This is a genomic window from Brevundimonas sp. EU05-FHT14B07 (assembly GCF_058790795.1).
In genome coordinates, this window is sequence record NZ_JBYTCZ010000001.1 from 647218 (window position 1) to 666079 (window position 18862).

The following is an 18862-nucleotide window of genomic DNA, read 5'->3' on the forward strand; positions in this document are numbered from 1 at the left end:
TTCATGGCCGATCCGATTCATCAGTTTGCGATTCAGAAGGTCGTCGACCTTGGCGACGTCACCCTGCCTGTGCTGGGGACGGTCGATTTGGCGATCACCAACTCGCACATCGCTATGACGGTGGCCTTCGTGCTGATCGTCGGCTTCCTGGCCGCCGTGACCGCGAACGCCCAGGTCGTTCCCGGCCGGCTGCAAGCCGCCGGCGAGGGCCTGTTCGGCCTGATCGACAATCTGGCCGATTCCATCATCGGTCACGAAGGCCGCAAGTATTTCCCGTTCATCTTCACCCTGTTCATCCTGATCCTGGGCATGAACATTCTGGGTCTGTTCCTGACCTTCACGGCGACCTCGCAGCTGGCCATCACCGCCACCTTCGCCCTGATCACCTTCGGTCTGGTGCTGGTCGTCGGCTTCGCCAAGAACGGTCTGGGCTTCTTCAAGCTGTTCTGGCCGATGGGCGCGCCGCTGGCGCTGCGCCCGGTGGTCGGCCTGATCGAGTTCGTGTCCTTCCTGCTTCGCCCGGTCACCCTGGCGCTGCGTCTGTTCGGCAACATGCTGGGCGGTCACGTCGCGCTGAAGATCTTCGCCGGCTTCGTCGTGTCGCTGGGCCTTCTGGGCCTGGGCGGCGGCATCGGTCTGCTGGCCTTCCCGGTCGCGGCCCTGTCGCTGGGCATGGTCGTCGCCCTGACCGCTCTGGAGTTCCTGGTGGCCTTCCTCCAGGCCTTCGTCTTCGCCGTTCTGGCCTGCATCTATCTGAACGATGTGGTCAACCTGGACCACGCCCACTAAAGGGCCGGACCAGTCTCTTCACCCCAACCACCAACGACTTTAATCTAGGAATACAATCATGGACGCTGAAGCCGCGAAGTACATCGGCGCTGGTCTCGCCACCCTGGGCATGATCGGTTCGGCCCTGGGCGTGGGCAACATCTTCGGCAACTTCCTTGCCGGCGCCCTGCGCAACCCGTCGGCCGCCGCCGGCCAAGTCGGCAACCTGTTCGTCGGCGCCGCTCTGGCCGAAGCCCTGGGCATCCTGGCCTTCGTCCTCGGCATCCTGATGATCTTCGGCTGATATCAGTCGATTACGGCGCGCGGGGTTCGCCCGCGCGCCGCTTCATCTGATCCTGCAGTAGACGGTTCATGGCCAGCACCCACACCATCGACGCGGTCCCGCCTTCGGTCGAAGCGGACCTGCACGCCGAGACGGCGACCACCGCCGAGCACGGCTCGGGCGGCCTGCCGCAATTCCAGTTCGAACACTGGGCGGGCCAGATCGGCTATCTGCTGATCCTGTTCGTCATCCTGTATGTTCTGGTTTCCAAGGTCTTCGCGCCACGCCTTCGCAAGGTGATGGACGAACGGGCCGACACCATTTCAACCGCCGTTGCGACCGCGCGTCAGGTTCAGGCCGAGGCTGCCGAACAGGCCGCCCAGGCTCAGGCCGAAGTCGCCAAGGCTCGCGCTGACGCCCGCGCCACGGCCGCCGCCGCCAAGGCGCGCGTGACCGAAGAAGCGAACGCCCGTCAGGCCGCCGAAGAAGCCGTGGTCAACGCCCGCATCGCCGAGGCGGAAGCCTCGATAGGCAAGACGCGCGACGCCGCCATGGCCAATGTCTCCACCATCGCCTCCGACACGACCGCCGCCATGGTCGAGCGTCTGACCGGCAAGGCCGCGACCGCCGCCGAGCTGGCCGCCGTCAAGGGAGCCGCCTGATGAACCTGATCTTCGAACACGGCATCTGGAGCTTCGCCAATGCGGAGATCTGGGTCGGCATCGGCCTGATCATCTTCTTCGGCATCCTGATCGCCGCCGGCGTGCCCAAGATGGCCGGCAAGGCGCTGGACGCCAAGGCCGTCAAGATCCAGGCCGACCTGGACGAGGCCGCTCGCCTGCGCGCCGAGGCCGAAGCCCTGCTGGCCCAGATCCGCAAGGAGAAGGCCGAGGCTGAAGCTCAAGCCGCCGAGATGATGGCTCAGGCCGAAGCCGACGCCCGTCGTCTGGAAGTCGAGACCAAGGCCAAGCTGGAAGAGACGCTGGCCCGTCGTCAGAAGATGGCCGAAACCCGCATCGCCCAAGCCGAAGCCCAGGCCTCGGCCGAGGTGAAGGCCGCCGCCGCCGATCTGGCCGCCAAGTCGGCGGAACAGGTTCTGGCCGCGCGCCTCGCCAGCGGCGCCAAGGATCCGCTGCTCGACAGCGCCATCGCCCAGATCGGCGATCGCCTGAACTAATCAGGGTTGATCCTGAATGAAACAAGGCCCCCGACGTCGCCGTCGGGGGCCTTTTTCTTGGGCGATCAAGTCGTGATCAGTGGGCGTGTGCGCCGCCGATGATGGTCGCGCCCATCCGCTTGTCGCGCGCCACCAGCCGGGCATAGACGTTGCCCAGCACAATGCCGAAGACCGCATGGGTGATCAGCAGCCAGGCGAAGGTGCCGAAGCCCGCGCCGGCCGTGAAGGTGCGGTAGTTGCCGAACATCACGATGGCGGCCATCATCAGGATCCATGCGCCGACGGCGAAGACGATGCCCTTGGTCTCGGGCGTGTCCGTCGGCAGGCGGGGACACAGGATGGCGAACAGCGGCCCCAGGATGAAGACGCCGCTGATGACATGAACGACCCAGCCGACGGCCAGATTGCCGGGCATGCCGATCATGCTGGCGATGACCCCCTGGAAGGGATCGAACCAGTTCAGGAACATATTGGGTATTTCGAGCAGTGAGACGGCCACGGTCGCCGCAACGCCGGCGATCAGACCTTTTTGTACGCGTGACATCATGACCTTAGCGCCTCCCAACGCCTAAGTGGTTCTCTGATAACGCGCAGACAGAATACGCCTGACTTGGGAGAGCGGTGTTCACGATCCTGTGGTTAGCGGTTGCAGCAACGCAACCGCGAAATCAGGCGGCGACTAGCGGAAAAGCTTGCGGAAATAGCGCCGAACGCTCTTGCGGCCGCGCGAGAGGCGACGGCTGGACCGCTTGGTCACGATCTTCTCGGCGCGGAGCGCCTGTTGCCAGAAGACCGGTGCGAACTCGGGCTTCTTCCGCATCAGGCGACGGAAGGGATAGACCCATTTCGGCCGCGCATATTGGGCGCGAATGAACTGTCGCTTGGCCCAGAACGAGCTTTTCAGGATCAGCATCAGGCCGACGGCGATGACGGGAATGCCGCCGGGCCCGGGCAGGGGGGCGATCAGAATGCCCAGCAGCACGACGAACAGACCGCCGATCATCAGCGCCCAGCGCTTGACGACCCGCAGCGTCGAGGCGCGCGGCTTGTCTGGGCGGACGAAGGGAACGGGGAGTGAGGTCACGAATACGCCGGATGGGGAGGAGGATCGTCATGACAACGGTCGCCACGGGCGCGCGATCCCTCGTCGGGAAAGGAAAAGGCGACCGTGACGACCTTGCCACAAGACCCCTTAACGCCCTGCGTCCATGGCGGATGGATGTCCGGCGGGTGAAGCTTTGGTCATGAAGAGACGATCTCTCCGCGTCGTGTCGCGACGGACACGCCCCGCGCCGTCAGCCGTAGGTTACGCCCGTCAGCCGTTCCGATTCCGCCCACAGACGCCTGGCCACATCGGCGTCGCTAGCGTGGCGCTTGATCACCGCAACGCCGGGCGGGCCTTTCATCTCCTGAAAGCCGGTGGGGCCGTAATAGCCGCCGGGCGTCGGGTCCGGCAGGGTCGCGGCCATCAGGACGGGCAGGGCGCCGTCCGCGGCCGAATGGCTGAGCACGGCCTCAAGCAGGCGAGCGCCGCGCGCGAACAGGCCGGGCTTGCCGGCATGGCCGTTGGCGATCAGGTCGGTGCGGGCGAAGCCGGGATGGGCCGCCACGCTGGTCAGGCCCCAGCCGTGCGTGTCGCTGCGGCGCTGAAGCTCCAAGACGAACATCAGCATGGCCAGCTTGGACTGCTGATAGACAGGCCAGGGGCTGTAGTGGGTCTGATAGTTCAGGTCGTCCAGGCGGATATGGCCGCTGCGGTGGGCGACGCTGGACAGCTGGACCACGCGGGCTTTCGCAGTCCTCAGCAAAGGCAGCAGGCGGCCGACCAGGGCGAAGTGGGACAGGTAGTTGGTCCCGAACTGCATCTCGAACCCATCGACGGTCGTCTGGCGCGTCGGCAGGGCCATGACGCCCGCATTGTCGATCAGGATGTCGATGGGGCGTCCCGTCGCCAGATACCGCTCGGCGAAGGCCTGGACGGAGGCTAGGCTGGCGAGGTCCAGCAGCTCGAACCGCACGGCCGCGTTCGGATGACGAGCCCGGATCAGCCGTTCGGCCTCTGCCCCCTTGTCGGGATTGCGGGCCGCCAGCACGACCTCGGCGCCTTTGCCGGCCAGCACCAGGGCGGTTTCCAGCCCCAGCCCGCCGGTCGCTCCGGTGATGATGGCCAGTCGGCCGGAAAGGTCGGGGATGTCGTTCGTCGTCCAGGTCATGGCCATGACCTAGCGATGGATCAGCCCCGCGTCAGCCCCTTCCCGCAGGAAGGGGCGGCTAAGGGGTCAGGCCGCCTTGTTGGAGCCTTCCGGCGCGGTCCAGCGCAGAACCGGCGAACGGGCGGCGCGGGTTTCATCCAGACGTTTCAGCGGCGCGTGGAAGGGCGCGCCCTTGAAGCGGTCGACGTCGCCGGCTTTCGCCGCCTCGGCCAGCAGGCGCATGGCGTGGATGAAGCGGTCCAGCTCGGCCTTGGACTCGGTTTCCGTCGGCTCGATCAACATGGCGCCGTGGACGACCAGCGGGAAATACATGGTCATCGGGTGGAAGCCCTCGTCGATCATCGCCTTGGCGAAGTCGAGCGTGGTGATGTCCGTGCCCTTCAGCCATTCGTCGTCAAACAGGGCCTCGTGCATGCAGGGGCCGTCGGGGAAGGCGGCCGACATCAAATCACCGAGCCGGGCCTTGATGTAGTTGGCGTTCAGGACGGCGTCCTCGGCGACCTGACGCAGGCCGTCGGCGCCGTGCGACATCATGTAGGACAGGGCGCGGGTGTACATGCCCATCTGGCCCTGGAAGGCGCACAGACGGCCGAAGGCTTGCTCGGCCTCGTCCTCCTCGCGCTCAATCAGGCGATAGCCGCCGTCGTCATGCACGACCCAGGGGGCGGGGGCGAACGGCGCCAGGGCTTCGGACAGGACGACCGGACCCGCGCCCGGACCGCCGCCGCCATGGGGCGTCGAGAAGGTCTTGTGCAGGTTGATGTGCATTGCATCGACGCCCAGGTCGCCAGGACGAACCCGGCCGACGATGGCGTTGAAGTTGGCCCCGTCGCAATAGAAGTAGGCGCCGGCCTCATGCGTCAGGCGGCTGATCTCCAGGATGTCGCGCTCGAACAGGCCGCAGGTGTTGGGGTTGGTCACCATGATGGCGGCGACGTCGTCACCCAGCTTCGAAGCCAGGTCGGCGACGTCCACGCGGCCGTCCTCGGTCTGGGCCACTTCGACCACCGAATAGCCGACGAAGGCGGCGGTGGCCGGGTTGGTGCCGTGGGCGCTGGTGGGCACCAGAACCTTGCGACGCTTCTCATGCTGGCCCGAGGCCTCGTGGGCGGCGCGGATGGCCATCAGGCCGCACAGTTCGCCGTGGGCGCCGGCCTTGGGCGACAGGGCGACGGCGGGCATGCCGGTCAGGGTCTTCAGCCAGTGGGCCAGGGTGTCCATCAGCTCCAGCGCGCCCTGAACGGTCGAGATCGGCTGCAACGGGTGGATGTCCGAGAAGCCGGGGAGGCGGGCCATCTTCTCGTTCAGGCGCGGGTTGTGCTTCATCGTGCACGATCCCAGCGGATAGATGGCCAGGTCGATGGCGTGGTTCTTTTGGCTCAGGCGCACATAGTGGCGCATGGTTTCCGGCTCGGACAGACCGGGCAGGCCGATCGGATCCTTGCGGACCAGGTCGCCCAGGTCGGAGCCGTCCGTCTTGGGTTCCGGCAGATCGACGCCGGTCTTGCCCCAGCCGTCGCCCTCGAAGATCAGGGCTTCGTTCTGCAACAGGCCGCGGCCGCCGGTCAGGGTGGCGGGCTTGGTCTGGACCTGGTTCGGAGCGGTCGGGCGGCCGACGGTGTTCATGGTGCTCATTGGGGCGCCTTCTCGTCGAAGAAATAGATCCCGTCGCAGACGGTGTGTCGAAGGTCGTCCGAAAGGACGAAATTAAGCCCCTTCCAATCCGGTGCGCCGGCGGGAGGAACTTTTACGGGCGTGCCGGTCAGGCCATTACCTGGATACATCAAGCCTTCGACATAGACCGTCCCGCCCTCAGCGCATTGATACCTTTGTAGGATCCGGAAAGACCTGAACCCGACGGCCTTGGCCGTATCAACGTCATATATTTCCCAGTGCTGCCAGGCCTGCCCCAGCCCGTCCGTTTTCGAGACGGAGCTGCGATCAACCCAGACCACCGCAGAACCCGGGATCATCGTTGCCAGATCGCGGATGTTCTCTGACGGAACATTATCCTTGATCCATTGGACTAATGATGACCAATCACCCTCAACGGTCTGACTTCGATGAATCAGTGCCGGCTGATCGCCGCGATCGGCCTGAGCGTAAGCGGGCGCTGAAGGGGCCAGTATCGTCGCCATAGCAGCAACTGTAATATGCCTCATTCTACAAAACCTTTGTGAGGCTCTTCGCCAAAATCTGGATGTCGGCATCCAGGGTCGTCTCGGTCGCAGCGACCAGCAGGACGTCGTCCATGCCGGCGTCGGGGGCTAGGCGGCTGTAGGGCACACCGGCCAGGACGTGATGGGCGGCCAGCTGATCCACGACCTCGGCCGCGTTCTTGGGCAGGCGCACCGCGAACTCGTTGAAGAAGCGGTCGGTCAGGATTTCGACGCCCGGAATGGCGGCCAGGGCGTCACGCGTGGCGACGGCCTTTTCGTGGTTCAGCAGGGCCAGCTTGCGCAGGCCCGTCTCGCCCAGCAGGCTCATGTGGATGGTGAAGGCCAGGGTGCACAGGCCCGAGTTGGTGCAGATGTTCGACGTCGCCTTGTCGCGGCGAATGTGCTGCTCGCGCGTGGACAGGGTCAGGACGAAGCCGCGTTCGCCGTCGGCGTCCACGGTTTCGCCGGTCAGGCGGCCGGGCATCTGGCGGATCAGCTTCTCGCGCGTGGCGAACAGGCCGACGTAGGGACCGCCGAAGTTCAGGGCGTTGCCGATCGACTGGCCTTCGGCGGCGACGATGTCGGCGCCCATCTCGCCGGGCGATTTCAGCAGGCCCATCGACACGGCCTCGGTGACCACGACGATCAGCAGGGCGCCGGCGGCGTGGGCGGCCTCGGCGATCTTGGTCACGTCGGTGGCCGTGCCGAAGACGTTGGGGGTCTGGACGACGACGCAGGCGGTGTCGGAACCGATCTGTTCGATGACGGCGGCCTCGGCGTCGACGGCGGCGGGCAGGGCCAGGGTCTCGACGCCGACGGCGTGAACCACGGTCTCGGTCGCCTTGATGTAGTGCGGATGGACGCCGCCCGAGATCACCGCCTTGTTGCGACGGGTCACGCGGGTAGCCATCAGCACGCCCTCGGCCATGGCGGTCGAACCGTCGTACAGGCTGGCGTTGGCGACCGGCATCCCGGTCAGGTTCGCGACCTGGGTCTGGAACTCGTACAGGTACTGCAGCGTGCCCTGCGCGATTTCCGGCTGGTAGGGGGTGTAGCTGGTCAGGAACTCCGAGCGCTGGATCACGTGATCCACCGTCGCCGGGACGTGGTGCTTGTATGCCCCTGCGCCGCAGAAGAAGGGCACGGCGCCGGCGGTGGCGTTCTTGGCCGCCATGGCGGACAGGGCGCGCTCGACCTCCAACTCACCCGCAACGCGCGGCAGATCGACCGGGCCGTCCAGACGGGCGGCCTGCGGCACGTCCGCGAACAGATCATCGATGGATTTCGCGCCGATGGCGGCGAGCATCGCCGTGCGGTCGTCGGGCGTCAGGGGGAGGTAACGCATGGTCTTGTCCTGGGCCATGAAAGGCCGAAGACCCGCTGACTAATCAGCGGGTCCGATGGGGCTTAGAGGGTGGCGAGGAAGGCGTCGTAGGCGGACTGGTCCATCAGGGCGTCCAACTGCGAGGCGTCCGAAACCTTGATCTTGGCGAACCAGCCGTCGGCCTCGGCGCCCGAGTTGACGGTTTCCGGGGCGGTCGACAGGGCGTCGTTGGCCTCGACCACTTCGCCCGAGACGGGGGCGTAGACGTCCGACGCCGCCTTGACGCTCTCGACCACGGCGAAGCTGTCGCCCTTCGAGACGGTCTTGCCGACTTCAGGCACTTCGACGAACACCACGTCGCCCAGGGCGTCGGCGGCGTGTTTGGAGATGCCGACGGTGGCGATGTCGCCGTCCAGGCTGACCCACTCGTGATCCTTGGTGAACTTCATGGTCTGATCTCTCAGGCTTTGGGTTTGCGGTAATAGCGTTGGGCCACGAAGGGCATGGCGACGACTTCGGCTGCGGCGGTCTTGCCGCGCACGATGACCTTCAGCGCCGTGCCCAGGGCGGCATGGGCCGGCGGGACGTAGCCCATGGCGATGTTCTTGCCCAAGGTGGGGGAGGGGCCGCCAGAAGTGACCTTGCCGATCACATTACCGTCGGCGTCGGCGATGTCGGCGCCTTCACGGGCCGGAGCGCCTTCCTTGACGATCAGACCGACGCGAACGCGCGACGGGCTGTCGGACAGCTCCTTGAGGATCCGGTCGGCGCCGGCGAAGTCCCCGCGTTCCTTGCGTGACTTGGACAGGGCGAAGGTCAGGGCGCCTTCGACCGGCGAGGTGGTCGGGTCGATGTCGTGGCCGTGGAGCGGCAGGCCGGCTTCCAGACGCAAGCTGTCGCGCGCGCCCAAGCCGATCGGCTTGACGCGGGCGTCTTCCAGAATGGTGTTCCAGATGCGCTCGGCCTGGTCCACCGGGACCGAAATCTCATAGCCGTCTTCGCCGGTGTAGCCCGAGCGCGAGACGTAGCAGTCGGCGCCGAACAGCATCAGGCGGGCGCATTCCATGAAGCCCATTTCGGCCAGGATCGGCTCGTGCGCGGCCATGACCTCGGCGGCTTCCGGTCCCTGGATGGCGATCAGCGCGCGGTCCAGCACCGTCAGCTTGGCGTCGCCTTCCAGATTGGCGTTCCAGAAGGCGAAGTCCTCGTCCTTGTTGCCGGCGTTGACGACGACGAAGAGGCCGTCGTGATCCGGCCGTCCGGCCATCAGGTCGTCGATGACGCCGCCGTCCTTGTTCAGCAGCAGCGAATACTTCTGCTTGCCGGCCTTCAGGATCGCGTAGTCGCCGGGCACGAACCGTTCGAACTGGGCGGTCGCATCCTCGCCGGTGATCTTGCACTGGCCCATGTGTGAGACGTCGAACAGACCGGCGTGTTCCCGCGTCCAGCGGTGCTCGGCCAGAACGCCTTCGTACTGGACCGGCATGTCATAGCCGCCGAACCCCACCATACGGGCGCCCAGCGCGCGGTGCGCGGCGTTCAGGGGCGTGGTCTTCAGGGTCTGGTCGGTCATGGTTCAGGCTTTCACGGTCGCGTGTTGTGGCGGAGCTCCGCCGTCCTCGCGCCCCCGCTGTCCTGAAGCCTGAGAGATTCCGGCGACCAAATCATGTCGCCTTGCTCCGTCGGCGCGCCCGAATGGGCGACTTTCCAGCGTCCGTATGCTTCGCGGTCCGTTTGCCTGAGCGTTTCCGGGGCGGTTGCGCCTTCGGCGTCGAACCCTGTTTCCAGCGCCCGATCTCTCCCGCGAGAGCCTGCGACCTAAGGCATCGACTCAAGCGCCAAGTCAAGCGGGCCGGGAACAAGGATGCGTGCGGCGGGTTGTCGTTCCGAACCCCGAAACCAAACCCAGGAATGCGAAAATGTCCATTATAGACAAGCTGTTCGGCGACAACGACAAGCCGCGCGATACGCCCGCCAAGGCCGATGGCCCAATGCAGAAGGTGCTGGACGAACTCGCGTCCCTCGGCGGCAAGCCCATCGAGACCCTGTCGCCAGAGGAGGCCCGCCAGCAACCGACGCCGACCGATGCGGTGAAATCGCTGTTGCGCAAGGACGGCAAGGACCCTAGCGACGACATGGGCGTCAAAACCAGCGACATCACCATCCCCGGCGCCGCTGGCCCGATCCAGGCGCGCATCTACAAGCCGCACGACCATTCCGAAGACAAGCTGCACCCGGTCGTCGTCTATTTCCACGGCGGCGGCTTCGTGATCGCGGATCTGGACGTCTATGACGGCGGCCCGCGCGGCGTGTCCAAGATGGCCGATGTGATCGTAGTCTCGGTCCATTATCGCCAGGCCCCGGAACATCATTTCCCTGCCGCCCACGACGACGCACTGGCGTCTTACCGCTGGGTTCTGGAGAATGCGCAGACCTTCCGCGGCGACCCGCAGAAGGTGGCGGTCATGGGCGAAAGCGCAGGCGGCAACCTGGCCATCGGCGTGTCGATGATGGCGCGCGACGCCGGCCTGCCGGCGCCCAAACATCAGGTGCTGGTCTATCCGGTCGCCGGCGTGGACATGGACAACGAGTCCTACGTCGAGAACGCCGACGCCAAGCCGCTGAACAAGCCGATGATGAAGTGGTTCGTGAAGCACATCTTCGCCAACGAGGCCGACGCGCAAGACCCGCGCATCAATATCGTCGAGAAGGCGAACCTGTCGGGCCTGCCCTCGACCACCGTGATCTGCGCCGAGATCGATCCGCTGCGCACCGAGGGCGAGCTGTTGGCCGAGAAGCTGGAGCAGGCGGGCGTCGATGTGCGTCACAAGACCTTCAACGGCTCGACGCACGAGTTCTTCGGCATGGCGGCGGTCGTGCCGGATGCGGCGGCGGCCCAGACCTTCGCCGCCCACGAACTGAAGCGGGCGTTCGGTACGGCGATCCTGCCGATCTGATCGACAACGCCGATGGATAAGGAAGCGCCCCGGTTTCGCCGGGGCGTTTTCGTTGTCGCGGCGCCCTGCCGCCTTGCCCTGGGGCCTATCCCCCGCCAAAACGGCGCAACGCCCAGAACCGGACTGCTCGCATGACCCGCACACGCCTCGACGCCCATATCGCCGCCCTGGATGCGCCTGAGGGGCTGAAGACGGTTCTGACCGTGGTCGCCGCCACCTGCGCGGACATCAGCAAGGTCGTTGCGGGCGGCGCCCTGGCCGGGGCGCTGGGCGCATCGGGTCAGATCAACGTGCAGGACGAGGAGCAGAAGAAGCTCGACGTCATGACCAATGACATGCTGACCGAGGCCCTGCTGGCCAGCTCAGCCGTCGCCGGCGTCGCGTCGGAAGAGATGGACGAGGTCCAGCCGGCCTCCAATCCGGCCGGCGACTATCTTGTGCTGTTCGACCCGTTGGACGGCTCGTCCAACATCGACATCAATGCGCCCGTCGGCACCATCGTCTCGGTGCTGAAGTCCGCGACGGCGACGCCGACCGAGACTGATTTCATGCAGCCCGGCCGCAATCAGGTCGCCGCCCTCTACGCCGTCTACGGACCGCAAACCATGCTGGTGCTGACGACCGGCGCGGGCGTGAAGGGGTTCACGCTGTCGAACGACGGCGACTGGATCCTGACCCACGACGACATCGCCATTTCGCCGGACACCAAGGAGTTCGCCATCAACATGTCGAACCTGCGCCACTGGGCCGAGCCGGTGCAGACCTATGTCGGCGACCTGCTGAAGGGCGAGGAAGGGCCTCGGGCCAAGAACTTCAACATGCGCTGGGTCGCGGCCATGGTCGCGGATGTTCACCGCATCCTGATGCGCGGCGGGGTCTTCCTCTATCCCTGGGATCGGCGCGAGCCGAACAAGCCGGGCAAGCTGCGGCTGATGTACGAAGGCAATCCGATGGCCTTCCTGGTCGAGCAAGCGGGCGGCAAGGCGACGACGGACGGACGCCAGGCCATTCTGGACGTGCAGCCCGAGCATCTGCACCAGCGCATCCCCGTCGCGCTCGGTTCGGCCAACGAGATCGACGCCTACGCAGGCGTCTGATGAGCGCCGCCCTTCTGGTCATCGATCCGCAGAACGACTTCTGCGAAGGCGGCCGTCTGGCGGTGGCGGGCGGCGCGGGGATCATGCCGCTGATAAACCGGCTGGCGGCTCGGTTCGACCGGGTGATCGTGACCCAGGACTGGCATACGCCGGACCAGATTTCTTTCGCCTCCAACCACCCCGGCGCGGCGCCCTTCACCGAGATCGAGGTCGCCTACGGTCGCCAGATGCTTTGGCCGGATCATTGTCTTCAGGGCACGCCTGGCGCCGACTTTCATCCCGATGCAGCGCCGACGGTGGACAAGGCCATGGCCGTGATCCGCAAGGGTTATAATCCGGCGGTCGACAGCTATTCCGGCTTCTTCGAGAACGATCACCGCACCCCGACGGGCCTAGGCGGCCTGCTTCGCGAACTGGGCGTGAAGCGCGTTTTCCTATGCGGTCTGGCCTTCGACTACTGCGTCCGTTTCACGGCCGAGGACGCGATTCGCGAGGGGTTTGAAGCCGTGGTGATCACTGACGCCAGCCGGGCCATCGCGCCGCAGACTGAGGTGGCGGCCCAAGACAGTTTCCGGGCCTTGGGCGTGGCGGAGATCGCCGCGGCGTCCCTGCTGAGCTAGCCTGGGTCACTCCCAGAAATCCTCTGCCTCGGGGATGCGGGTGAAGGCGATCTTGGCGCCGATATAATCGGGCAAGCCGGCCTTGGGGCCGATGCTGACGGTGTCCTTGCCGTAGCGGCGGTTCAGCGCATCCAGCGCCTGGGAAAGGCGAAGAGACGGAGCCTCGCCATCCTGATCCGGGCCGGCGGCGAATAGGTCGGTCTCGAACGCGTCGCGGGATTTCAGGCCGTGCACCCCGACCCCGACATAGCTCAGGCGTCCCGCCTCCAGCTCCGGCTCGACCTTGCGCCACAGACTGTCGAGCGCGGCCAGCAGGGCGAAGGTGTCCTGCGTCGGCGCGATGGGGCAACTCATCGCCGCCGTTTCCCACCCGCGACGACCGCTTCGGGGCGTCGCCTTCGGCCCCATGTCCAGATGCAGGGTCAGGCTGGCGCCGGTCAGGCCCATGCGCCGCAGACGCGCTCCGCACTTGACCACCAGCCGCCGCGCTACCGCCCGCGCCTTGTCCGGCGTCCGCATGGCCTGGGCCAGGACGTGGCTATGACTGATGGAGGCGGGCGGTTTCTCGGGCGTTGGCTCGCTGTCCAGACCGTGCAGGCCGCGCCAGATGCGTTCGCCCTCGATGCTGTTCCAGACCGCCCGGGCCTGTTTCGCGCTCATGTTCCAAAGGCCGGACGTGTCGGTGACGCCCGCCGCCTGCAACCGGATCTGCATACGCGAGCCGATGCCTGGATATTTCGACAGCGGCAGGTCCAGCAAGGGACCGGGCAGCTCGTTGGCGCGCAGCACCGTCAGCCCGGCGGGCTTCTGCATGCCGCAGGCGGTCTTGGCCAGGAACCGCGACGGCGCCAGCCCGACAGACGACCGCAGACAGTCGCCGACGTTTTGCAGGATGCCCGCCTGAATCCGGCGGGCCAGGGCGACGGCGTTCGCCTCCAGCCGTTCTGGACCCAGCAACTCGCAGGAACATTCGTCGATCGAGCCGACCTTCCACACCGGCACATGCCGGTCGATCTCGGCCATGATCTGCTGATGGATTTTGACGTAGAGGTCGGGGCGCGCCTCGGCGACGATCAGGTCGGGGCACAGTTTGCGCGCCTCGGACACCCGCATCCCGGTATGAACGCCCCAGGCCTTGCTCTCATAGCTGGCGGCGATGGCGCCGGTGTATTCGCTCATCGCCGGCCGCACGATGACCGGCTTGCCCCGCCAGTCCGGGTTCATCTGCTGTTCGACGCTGGCGAAGAAGGCGTTCAGATCGACGAAGAGCCAACGGAGGTTCGCGCTGTCTTCTACCTTAGTGCCCGCCTGGTCCATGCCGGAACATATCAGGAACATTGGGTTCGAGGAAGCGATCACCTCTTCCTTTCGTCATTCCGGGCGAAGCGTAGCGAAGACCCGGAACCCAGGGCCGCATTCCCTCTGCACGATACAGCCTAGGCCGGATGCGCGCCTCCTGGGTTCCGGGTTCGTCCTTCGGACGCCCCGGAATGACGAAAGGAGAGGGCGTCAGTGCCCCGCCGCGTAGGCATCAACCTCAGCCAGGTAGGCCGCCTTCTCCGCCTCGCCCAGGAAAGACCCTTCGAAGCTGTTCTTCGCCAACTGCGTCACCTGATCGCGCGTAAGGCCGACGGCCTCAGCCAGCCGGCTATAGTTATCGTTCACATATCCCCCGAAATAGGACGGGTCGTCCGAGTTCAGGGTGACGTGCAGACCCCGGCGCAGCATCTCGGGGACGGGATGGTCCTTCAGGTCATCGACCACGCACAGCTTCAGGTTCGACAGGGGACAGACGGTCAGGGTCATCTGCTCGGCGACCAGCCGCTGGACCAGGGCCTCGTCCTCCATGGAGCGATTGCCGTGGTCCATCCGGTCGATGTTCAGCAGGTCCAGCGCCTCATGGACATAGGCGGGCGGCCCTTCTTCGCCGGCGTGGGCGCACAGTTTCAGGCCCAGCTCACGCGCGGCGGCGAAAACGCGTTGGAACTTGGACGGCGGATGGCCGACCTCCGACGAATCCAGTCCGACGCCGATGAAATGGTGCAGATAGGGTTTGGCCGCCTCCAGGGTGGCGAAGGCCTCCTCCCCGGTAAGATGGCGCAGGAAGCTGAGGATCAGGCCGCTGGACACGCCCAGCTCCGCTTTCGCCCGGTCCATGCCCGCGATCAGACCCTCGACCACCACGCCGAACGGCACGCCCCGGTCGGTATGGGTCTGGGGATCGAAGAAGATCTCCGCGTGGCGCACATTGTCGGCGGCCGCGCGCTGGAAATAGGCGAAGGCCAGGTCCTCAAAGTCCTGCCGCGTCAGCAGAACCGCGGCCCCCGCGTAATAGATGTCCAGGAAGTCCTGCAGGTTCGAGAAATCATAGGCCGCCCTGACCGCCTCGACGCTGTCGTAAGGAATGGACACGCCGTTGCGCTGCGCCAGTTCGAACATCAGCTCGGGCTCCAGCGAGCCTTCGATGTGCAGGTGCAGTTCAGCCTTGGGCAGGCCGGCGATATAGGCGTCGAGCGACATGGGCGATCTCCGGGAGGATGTCGCCCGTCTATACCCTACATCCGCTCCGGCGTGTCGATGCCCAGCAGGTTCAGCGCGATTTCCAGCTGGCGCAGAGCCGCAGCGGACAGGCCCAGACGCGAGCGTTTGGTCGCTTCGTCCGGCGCGATCAGCACGGGGCAGGCGGCGTAGAACTTCGAGAAGGACTGGGCCACGCGATAGGCGTGTTCGGCGACCAGATGCGGCATCCGCTTGTCGTAGGCGTCCGACACGGCGGTCGAGAAGGCGTCCAGCGTCAGGGCCAGATCGCGCTCCGCCGGTTCGGCGATGACGATGGCGCCGGGCGTCAGTCCCTGTTCGGCGCCCTTGCGCAGCAGGGATTTGATACGGACCGACTGATACAACAGATAGGGCCCGGTCTTGCCCTCGAAGCTCATGAAGCGGTCGAGATCGAAGACGTAGCTGGTGGTGCGCGCGTTCGACAGGTCGGCGAACTTCAGGGCCGCGATGGCGACCTTGTGCGCGATGGCCTCGAACTCTTCCGGCGACAGGTCGTCGCCCAGCTTAGCCTCGTGCAGGCGCTCGCGCGCCTTTTCGGTCGCCTGATCGATCAGGTCGCGCAGTTTCAGAACCCCGCCCGCGCGCGTCTTGAAGGGTTTGCCATCCTGGCCGTTCATCGTGCCGAAGCCGAGATGCTCCAGCGCGCCCTGTTCGGCGTAACCGGCCAGATAGGCGGCGCGGAAGACCTGTTCGAAATGCTCGGCCTGGCGTTCGTCGACAACGTAGAGGGCCAGGTCGGGCGCCAGAGCCTTCTTGCGGTCCAGGATGGTGGCCAGGTCGGTCGTGCCGTACATGGCCGAGCCTTCCGAGCTGATGACCAACAGGGGCGGGGGCGAGGGGGCCTCGATCACCGAGCCGTCGGCCAGCTTCTTCTTGCGCGTCTCGCCGGGCTTGGCGACGTGAACCACCTGGGCGCCGTCGTCCTCGACCAGCAGGCCGGTCTCTTTCAGGTGCGCCAGCATTTCCGGCATCTGCGGATCGGCGTCGCTCTCGCCGTTCCACAGGTCGAAATCGACCGACAGGTCGCCGTATTCGCGCTTCAGCGCCTCTCGGCTGACCGCCACGAAATGCTGCCAGAGCGCGCGATAGCCGGAACGTCCGTTTTGGAGTTCCGCCGTCGCCTTGCGGGCGCGATCGCGGAAACCTGCGTCCTCCTTGGCCTTGCCGGCGGCCTGCGGATAAAGGCGGTCCAGATCGGCCAGGGTGACCGGGCTTTCGGCCGGGAAGGGGCCATCGCCTTCGGCCATGAAGGCCTCGGCCAGGCCCTCGTCGCCGCAGGCGACGATCAGCAGGCCCATCTGGAAGCCCCAGTCGCCGAAGTGGGCGTCGCCGGTGACGTGGTCGCCGCGGAAGCGGAACAACCGCTTCAGGCTCTCGCCGATGATGGCGCTGCGCAGATGGCCGACGTGCATCGGCTTGGCGACGTTGGGACCGCCGTAGTCGATGACCACCTGGCGCGGTTCGGCCACAGTCGCGGCGCCCGCGTGGTCTGCGTCGTTCGCCACCTCGGTCGCCCGTTCTGCCAGCAGCGCGTCGGAGAGCTTCAGATTGATGAAGCCGGGTCCCGCCACCTCGACCGAGGCGAAGCGCACGTCCGCGCTCAGCCGCTCGGCGATCTTGCCGGCCAGTTCGCGCGGATTGGCCTTCAGCGCCTTGGCGGCTGCGAGCGCGCCATTGGACTGGAAATCGGCCAGGTCGGGGCGGTCCGACGGGGTAACGCGGGCCAGGGCCGGGTCCACGCCTTCGGCGGCGAAGGCGGCGGCGACCGCTTCGCTGAGGACGGTCTTCAGATCAGACATTATTGGCTCGGTGCGGAGGCAGGCGCGGGGGCGGCCGGCGTCGTGCCGGCGTTGACGCGGAAGCGGCTGCCCGAGCGATTGAACTCGGCCATTTCAGGCGTCACGTCGAAACCGACCAGGATTTCGAAGTTGCTGCCGCTGGTTTCGATGCCGGCGCGCGGAATGACGATGGTGCGCTTTTCAGTGACTGAGGCGGTGCGCTGGCCCTCGAAGTTCACCGGCAGGTCGAAATATTCCTTGGACAGGATGGCGTTGTTCCGCTCGGTCACCGCAATCCAGTAGCGGTAGGTGCGCTGTTCGCCCGCCGCCTGCGGACCACGGCCCAGGTTGAACAGCACGTCCATGTCGACGCGAATCGGATCGGCCTCGCGATATTCGCAGTCCGAAGAGATGCCTTCGATCTCGCCGGTGTAGCCGACATTGGCCACGGCGGCGCGGCCGCCTTCCAGTTCGACGTAGCGGGCGGCGTCGTAGAGAATCTTCACATAGGGGCAGGGGCCGGCGTTGGCGCGGCGACGCAAGGGGGCGATACGCGGCGCACGGGCAGGCGCGGCGTCTTCACCCGAGGCCTGCTGCTGTTGCCCGTCGCGCTCGCGTTGACGCTGGGAGGTCTGGGCCTCGGCGGCGACGGGCAGGACGGAGGCCGCGATGGAGAGGGCGGCCAGGGCGGTGAACACGCGACGCATCAGCTTATTTTTCCGACAGCGAGAGAGGGCGCACGACGATCGGCGGCCGATCATCAACGCTCGCCGCTGATAGCGGCTAAAGCGAGGCGCGGCAAACGCTTGCTGCCCTCAGCGCTCCCCTCAACGCTCCATGACCAGGCAAGTCGAGGTCGCGGTTGCATAAAGCTTGCCGTCCAGGCCGCGCAGATCGGCCTCCGAGAAGGCCGCCCGGCGACCGGCCTGAACGATCCGGCCCTCGGCCCGAACCGGCGTGCCGGCCGTCAGCGCCTTATGGAAAACCGTTTTCAGTTCCAGCGTCGTATAAGTCTGGCCCGGCCGAAGCGTCGAATGGACAACGCAGCCGCAGGCCGAGTCGAGCACCGTCGCGATCCAACCGCCATGGACGGTGCCCAGCGGATTATAGACGGCGGTGGTGGGGATGGCCTCGAACACCACCCGGCCTTCTTCCACTTCGGTCAGTTCGAAGCCGACTGTGCGAGCGATGGGCGCGATGAAGCCGCCCGTCATGCCCAGACGCAGTTGGTCGATCCCGGACAGGGCGGCGATATCCACGTTTTGGCTCATGCAAACGGCTCCTTATCAGGTCCGTTTACAATAAGGACGGACGCTGCCGTGGCAAGCGCCCGTCGTATCGGTCCTTACAGGCCCGGCAGTTTGAAGCCGCTGCTGCGACGCGGCTGGATCGTGATGGCCTGCTGGCCGCCGGTCAGGGCCTGAAGGCGGGCCGCCTCGGTCGTGGCGTCGATGGTCTTCTGGCCTTCGGCGGTCTGGCGAACCGTCGGGGCCTGGGTCGAGGCGTCGTCCTTGCGCCAGAACATCAGGCGGTTGGCGAAGCTTTCGTCCTTGTGCGCCAGGTCGCCGAACTCGTCGTCGACGACGTAGCGGGCCAGGGGATCGGCCTGTTCGCCGCCGGCCTGGGCCACCAGAACCTGCTCGCCCGGCGTGCGGGTGACGGCCTGGCGCTGACCCAGCAGGATCTGACGCGCGGCGCTTTCGGGGGCCAGTTCCTGCGGGCGAGGCTGGCCCGGTGCGGGCGGACGCAGGCCGTACTCGGGCGGAATGCTGAGCGGGGCGGTGGAGACGGTGACGAACTCGTCCGGCACGACCTTGGTCAGGCCGATGCCCTGTTTGATGCTTCCGCAGGCCGAGACGGCGAGCGCGGAGGAGGCGACGAGGGTCAGGACGGCGACACTGCGGATACGCATGGTTTCAGGCTCTGG

21 protein-coding genes and 2 riboswitches are annotated in these 18862 nt (G+C 66.3%); of the genes, 7 read left to right on the top strand and 14 right to left on the bottom strand.

Features of this window, described 5'->3' with window-relative positions; all coding sequences use genetic code 11:
- Nucleotides 1-3: 3 nt before the first annotated feature.
- The 4 genes from AC3WRC_RS03180 (at nucleotide 4) to AC3WRC_RS03195 (ending at nucleotide 2228) form a co-directional block, all read left to right on the top strand.
- Entirely contained in the window at nucleotides 4-789 is a 786-nt protein-coding gene (locus AC3WRC_RS03180; RefSeq protein ID WP_017505297.1) for a F0F1 ATP synthase subunit A, read from the top strand.
- A 58-nt stretch (nucleotides 790-847) separates the two neighbouring features.
- Nucleotides 848-1072: a F0F1 ATP synthase subunit C gene (locus tag AC3WRC_RS03185; RefSeq protein WP_017505298.1), complete on the top strand. Its 225-nt coding sequence runs from the start codon at nucleotides 848-850 to the stop codon at nucleotides 1070-1072.
- A 68-nt stretch (nucleotides 1073-1140) separates the two neighbouring features.
- A complete protein-coding gene (locus AC3WRC_RS03190; RefSeq protein ID WP_165115817.1) occupies nucleotides 1141-1713 on the top strand; it encodes a F0F1 ATP synthase subunit B family protein in 573 nt (190 codons plus the stop codon).
- Nucleotides 1713-2228: a F0F1 ATP synthase subunit B gene (locus AC3WRC_RS03195; RefSeq protein ID WP_017505300.1), complete on the top strand. Its 516-nt coding sequence runs from the start codon at nucleotides 1713-1715 to the stop codon at nucleotides 2226-2228. The genes AC3WRC_RS03190 and AC3WRC_RS03195 overlap by 1 nt, the downstream gene beginning before the upstream one ends.
- A 76-nt stretch (nucleotides 2229-2304) precedes the next feature.
- Here the strand turns inward: AC3WRC_RS03195 and AC3WRC_RS03200 are convergent, their stop codons facing one another.
- The 8 genes from AC3WRC_RS03200 to gcvT form a co-directional block, all read right to left on the bottom strand.
- Entirely contained in the window at nucleotides 2305-2775 is a 471-nt protein-coding gene (locus AC3WRC_RS03200; protein WP_091748144.1) for a DUF6789 family protein, read from the bottom strand.
- A 132-nt stretch (nucleotides 2776-2907) separates the two neighbouring features.
- Nucleotides 2908-3312: a PGPGW domain-containing protein gene (locus tag AC3WRC_RS03205; RefSeq protein WP_156355841.1), complete on the bottom strand. Its 405-nt coding sequence runs from the start codon at nucleotides 3310-3312 to the stop codon at nucleotides 2908-2910.
- Nucleotides 3313-3523: 211 nt separating this feature from the next.
- Nucleotides 3524-4441: an SDR family oxidoreductase gene (locus AC3WRC_RS03210; protein ID WP_492302881.1), complete on the bottom strand. Its 918-nt coding sequence runs from the start codon at nucleotides 4439-4441 to the stop codon at nucleotides 3524-3526.
- A gap of 66 nt (nucleotides 4442-4507) precedes the next feature.
- Nucleotides 4508-6076: an aminomethyl-transferring glycine dehydrogenase subunit GcvPB gene (gene gcvPB / locus AC3WRC_RS03215; protein WP_492302882.1), complete on the bottom strand. Its 1569-nt coding sequence runs from the start codon at nucleotides 6074-6076 to the stop codon at nucleotides 4508-4510.
- On the bottom strand, nucleotides 6073-6579 hold the full coding sequence (locus AC3WRC_RS03220) for a surface-adhesin E family protein (RefSeq protein ID WP_492302883.1): 507 nt from the start codon (nucleotides 6577-6579) through the stop codon (nucleotides 6073-6075). The genes gcvPB and AC3WRC_RS03220 overlap by 4 nt, the downstream gene beginning before the upstream one ends.
- Before the next feature lie 25 nt (nucleotides 6580-6604).
- Nucleotides 6605-7945, bottom strand: coding sequence for an aminomethyl-transferring glycine dehydrogenase subunit GcvPA (gene gcvPA / locus AC3WRC_RS03225; RefSeq protein WP_492302884.1), 1341 nt, complete (start codon nucleotides 7943-7945; stop codon nucleotides 6605-6607).
- A gap of 62 nt (nucleotides 7946-8007) precedes the next feature.
- Nucleotides 8008-8373, bottom strand: coding sequence for a glycine cleavage system protein GcvH (gene gcvH / locus AC3WRC_RS03230; RefSeq protein ID WP_185223822.1), 366 nt, complete (start codon nucleotides 8371-8373; stop codon nucleotides 8008-8010).
- Between the two features lie 11 nt (nucleotides 8374-8384).
- Complete coding sequence (gene gcvT, locus AC3WRC_RS03235; protein WP_492302885.1) at nucleotides 8385-9497, bottom strand: glycine cleavage system aminomethyltransferase GcvT; 1113 nt, start codon at nucleotides 9495-9497, stop codon at nucleotides 8385-8387.
- Nucleotides 9498-9552: 55 nt separating this feature from the next.
- Nucleotides 9553-9637, bottom strand: a riboswitch (glycine riboswitch).
- Nucleotides 9638-9640: 3 nt separating this feature from the next.
- Nucleotides 9641-9738: riboswitch (glycine riboswitch) on the bottom strand.
- 105 nt (nucleotides 9739-9843) lie between these two features.
- Here gcvT and AC3WRC_RS03240 point away from each other — a divergent pair.
- The 3 genes from AC3WRC_RS03240 to pncA all read left to right on the top strand — a co-directional run bounded on the left by AC3WRC_RS03240 (nucleotide 9844) and on the right by pncA (nucleotide 12598).
- Nucleotides 9844-10881, top strand: coding sequence for an alpha/beta hydrolase (locus AC3WRC_RS03240; protein WP_492302886.1), 1038 nt, complete (start codon nucleotides 9844-9846; stop codon nucleotides 10879-10881).
- A gap of 131 nt (nucleotides 10882-11012) precedes the next feature.
- The gene (locus AC3WRC_RS03245) at nucleotides 11013-11978 is read left to right on the top strand and encodes a class 1 fructose-bisphosphatase (RefSeq protein WP_492302887.1); all 966 of its coding nucleotides are present in this window, start codon (nucleotides 11013-11015) and stop codon (nucleotides 11976-11978) included.
- Nucleotides 11978-12598, top strand: coding sequence for a bifunctional nicotinamidase/pyrazinamidase (gene pncA / locus AC3WRC_RS03250; RefSeq protein WP_055753282.1), 621 nt, complete (start codon nucleotides 11978-11980; stop codon nucleotides 12596-12598). The genes AC3WRC_RS03245 and pncA overlap by 1 nt, the downstream gene beginning before the upstream one ends.
- A 6-nt stretch (nucleotides 12599-12604) precedes the next feature.
- Here the strand turns inward: pncA and AC3WRC_RS03255 are convergent, their stop codons facing one another.
- The 6 genes from AC3WRC_RS03255 to AC3WRC_RS03280 form a co-directional block, all read right to left on the bottom strand.
- Nucleotides 12605-13936 carry a Y-family DNA polymerase gene (locus tag AC3WRC_RS03255; protein ID WP_492302888.1) on the bottom strand — a complete coding sequence of 444 codons (1332 nt, stop codon included), beginning with the start codon at nucleotides 13934-13936 and terminating at the stop codon, nucleotides 12605-12607.
- Between the two features lie 171 nt (nucleotides 13937-14107).
- The gene (locus AC3WRC_RS03260; protein WP_492302889.1) at nucleotides 14108-15118 is read right to left on the bottom strand and encodes an adenosine deaminase; all 1011 of its coding nucleotides are present in this window, start codon (nucleotides 15116-15118) and stop codon (nucleotides 14108-14110) included.
- A gap of 35 nt (nucleotides 15119-15153) precedes the next feature.
- Nucleotides 15154-16956, bottom strand: a complete 1803-nt coding sequence (gene argS / locus AC3WRC_RS03265) for an arginine--tRNA ligase (protein ID WP_492302890.1) — start codon at nucleotides 16954-16956, stop codon at nucleotides 15154-15156.
- Nucleotides 16956-17642 carry a Tat pathway signal sequence domain protein gene (locus AC3WRC_RS03270; protein ID WP_492302891.1) on the bottom strand — a complete coding sequence of 229 codons (687 nt, stop codon included), beginning with the start codon at nucleotides 17640-17642 and terminating at the stop codon, nucleotides 16956-16958. Before AC3WRC_RS03270 ends, argS begins: the two co-directional genes overlap by 1 nt.
- Before the next feature lie 120 nt (nucleotides 17643-17762).
- Nucleotides 17763-18206 carry a PaaI family thioesterase gene (locus AC3WRC_RS03275; RefSeq protein ID WP_055753288.1) on the bottom strand — a complete coding sequence of 148 codons (444 nt, stop codon included), beginning with the start codon at nucleotides 18204-18206 and terminating at the stop codon, nucleotides 17763-17765.
- A 74-nt stretch (nucleotides 18207-18280) separates the two neighbouring features.
- Nucleotides 18281-18847, bottom strand: coding sequence for a DUF3035 domain-containing protein (locus AC3WRC_RS03280; protein WP_055753289.1), 567 nt, complete (start codon nucleotides 18845-18847; stop codon nucleotides 18281-18283).
- Between the last annotated feature and the right edge of the window lie 15 nt (nucleotides 18848-18862).